General features: G+C 56.6%; 2 rRNA genes. Both read left to right on the top strand.

Going from position 1 to position 3,361, the window contains the following annotated elements:
* Nucleotides 1-68: 68 nt before the first annotated feature.
* A 23S ribosomal RNA gene (locus ABD331_RS60530) occupies nt 69-3,176 on the top strand.
* Between the two features lie 62 nt (nt 3,177-3,238).
* Nucleotides 3,239-3,355, top strand: a 5S ribosomal RNA gene (gene rrf, locus ABD331_RS60525).
* Nucleotides 3,356-3,361: the final 6 nt, after the last annotated feature.

The raw sequence follows: 3,361 nt of genomic DNA, 5'->3' as shown, positions 1-3,361 counted from the left end.
GTTGGTGTTGTGGCGGTGGCTTGCTGTTTGTTGTTTGAGATTTGCATAGTGGACGCGAGCATCTTTGTGGCCAAGTTTTTTAGGGCACACGGTGGATGCCTTGGCATCAGGAGCCGATGAAGGACGTGGGAGGCTGCGTTAAGCCTCGGGGAGTCGCCAACCAGACGTTGATCCGGGGATGTCCGAATGGGGAAACCTAGCACCAGTCATGTGGTGTTGCCTCCGCCTGAATGTATAGGGCGGTTGGTGGTAACGCGGGGAAGTGAAACATCTCAGTACCCGTAGGAAGAGAAAACAACAGTGATTCCGTGAGTAGTGGTGAGCGAAAGCGGATGAGGCTAAACCGGGCGTGTGTGATAGCCGGCAGGCGTTGCATGTCCGGGGTCGTGGGACCTTCTTGAAGTGGCTGCCGCCGCTTCGAGCAGTGATAAATCGATGGGGTAGTTGAAAGCTCTGGGAAGGGCTGCCGTAGACCGTGAGAGCCGGGTAGGCGAAACCTTGTCGACTGCTGGAGGGGATCCCAAGTAGCACGGGGCCCGAGAAATCCTGTGTGAATCTGCCAGGACCACCTGGTAAGCCTAAATACTCCCTGATGACCGATAGTGCACGAGTACCGTGAGGGAAAGGTGAAAAGTGCCCCGGTGAGGGGTCGTGAAATAGTACCTGAAACCGTGTGCCTACAAGCCGTAGGAGCTTACATCAGCTTGCTGGTGTGTGATGTGACTGCGTGCCTTTTGAAGAATGAGCCTGCGAGTTATGGTGTGTGGCGAGGTTAACCCGTGTGGGGGAGCCGTAGCGAAAGCGAGTCTGAAGAGGGCGTTTGAGTCGCATGCTGTAGACCCGAAGCGGAGTGATCTACGCATGGGCAGGTTGAAGCTCAGGTAAGACTGGGTGGAGGACCGAACCCACCAGGGTTGAAAACCTGGGGGATGACCTGTGTGTAGGGGTGAAAGGCCAATCAAACTCCGTGATAGCTGGTTCTCCCCGAAATGCATTTAGGTGCAGCGTCGCGTGTTTCTTGCCGGAGGTAGAGCACTGGATGGCTAATGGGCCCGACAAGGTTACTGACGTCAGCCAAACTCCGAATGCCGGTAAGTGAGAGCGTGGCAGTGAGACTGCGGGCGATAAGGTTCGTAGTCGAGAGGGAAACAGCCCAGATCACCGACTAAGGCCCCTAAGCGTGTGCTAAGTGGGAAAGGATGTGGAGTCGCAGAGACAACCAGGAGGTTGGCTTAGAAGCAGCCACCCTTGAAAGAGTGCGTAATAGCTCACTGGTCAAGTGATTCTGCGCCGACAATGTAGCGGGGCTCAAGTACACCGCCGAAGTCGTGGCATTGATCCTCCTTCGTGGGGGGTTGATGGGTAGGGGAGCGTCGTGCAGCCGGCGAAGCAGCAGAGTGATCTAGTTGTGGAGGCTGTGCGAGTGAGAATGCAGGCATGAGTAGCGAATCGAGGGTGAGAAACCCTCGCGCCGGATGACCAAGGGTTCCTGGGCCAGGCTAATCCGCCCAGGGTAAGTCGGGACCTAAGGCGAGGCCGACAGGCGTAGTCGATGGACAACGGGTTGATATTCCCGTACCCGCTTCAATGCGCCCATACTGAACCCCTTGATACTAAGAGTCCTTAACTCGCCTAAAGCCTTCGGGCTTGGGGTCAGAGTGAACGCTCGGCCTGATTGGGTAGTAGGTAAGCGATGGGGTGACGCAGGAAGGTAGTCCAGCCCAGGCGATGGTTGTCCTGGGGTAAGCATGTAGGGCGGAACGTAGGCAAATCCGCGTTCCTTATGCCTGAGATGTGATGCCGAGCCGATTGTGGTGAAGTGGATGATCCTATGCTGCCGAGAAAAGCCTCTAGTGAGTGTTGTGGCGGCCCGTACCCTAAACCGACTCAGGTGGTCAGGTAGAGAATACTAAGGCGATCGGGTGAACTGTGGTTAAGGAACTCGGCAAATTGCCCCCGTAACTTCGGGAGAAGGGGGACCTCTGCTGGTGATGGGCTGTGCGCCTGGAGCTGGTGGGGGTCGCAGTGGCCAGGGGGAAGCGACTGTTTACTAAAAACACAGGTCCGTGCGAAGTCGTAAGACGATGTATACGGACTGACGCCTGCCCGGTGCCGGAACGTTAAGGGGACCGCTTAGCCAACTTCGGTTGGCGAAGGTGAGAACTTAAGCGCCGGTAAACGGCGGTGGTAACTATAACCATCCTAAGGTAGCGAAATTCCTTGTCGGGTAAGTTCCGACCTGCACGAATGGCGTAACGACTTCCCCGCTGTCTCAACCGCAGACCCGGCGAAATTGCACTACGAGTAAAGATGCTCGTTACGCGCAGCAGGACGGAAAGACCCCGGGACCTTCACTACAGCTTGACATTGGCGTTTGGAACGTCTTGTGTAGGATAGGTGGGAGACTGGGAAGCTCGGACGCTAGTTCGGGTGGAGTCATTGGTGAAATACCACTCTGGTCGTTTTGAACGTCTAACTCTGGTCCGTGATCCGGATCGGGGACAGTGTCTGGTGGGTAGTTTAACTGGGGCGGTTGCCTCCTAAAGGGTAACGGAGGCGCCCAAAGGTTCCCTCAGCCTGGTTGGCAATCAGGTGTCGAGTGTAAGTGCACAAGGGAGCTTGACTGTGAGACTGACGGGTCGAGCAGGAGCGAAAGCTGGGACTAGTGATCCGGCATCGGCATGTGGAAGCGGTGTCGCTCAACGGCTAAAAGGTACCCCGGGGATAACAGGCTGATCTTCCCCAAGAGTCCATATCGACGGGATGGTTTGGCACCTCGATGTCGGCTCGTCGCATCCTGGGGCTGGAGTAGGTCCCAAGGGTTGGGCTGTTCGCCCATTAAAGCGGTACGCGAGCTGGGTTTAGAACGTCGCGAGACAGTTCGGTCCCTATCCGCTGCGCGCGCAGGAGACTTGAAAGGGGCTGTCCCTAGTACGAGAGGACCGGGACGGACGAACCTCTGGTGTGCCAGTTGTACCGCCAGGTGCACGGCTGGTTGGCTACGTTCGGAAGGGATAACCGCTGAAAGCATCTAAGCGGGAAGCTCGCCTTGAGATGAGGTCTCCCACCATGAGAGTGGGTAAGGCTCCCGATAGACGATCGGGTTGATAGGCCGGAGGTGGAAGCACGGTAACGTGTGGAGCTGACCGGTACTAATAGGCCGAGGACTTGACCACAAAGCATTCTTGCTCGCGTCCACTAGGCAATTCTGAGACAGCAAATGGCTGTTTCGCAGGGTTACGGCGGTTATGGCGGGAAGGAAACACCCGGTTACATTCCGAACCCGGAAGTTAAGCTTCTCTGCGCCGATGGTACTGCACTCGGGAGGGTGTGGGAGAGTAGGTCACCGCCGGACAATCTT

This window comes from Nonomuraea monospora, from assembly GCF_039531895.1.
GTDB lineage: Bacteria > Actinomycetota > Actinomycetes > Streptosporangiales > Streptosporangiaceae > Nonomuraea > Nonomuraea monospora.
The sequence above is the reverse complement of the archived record's forward strand: the minus strand, read 5'-3'. Positions and strand labels throughout refer to the sequence as shown.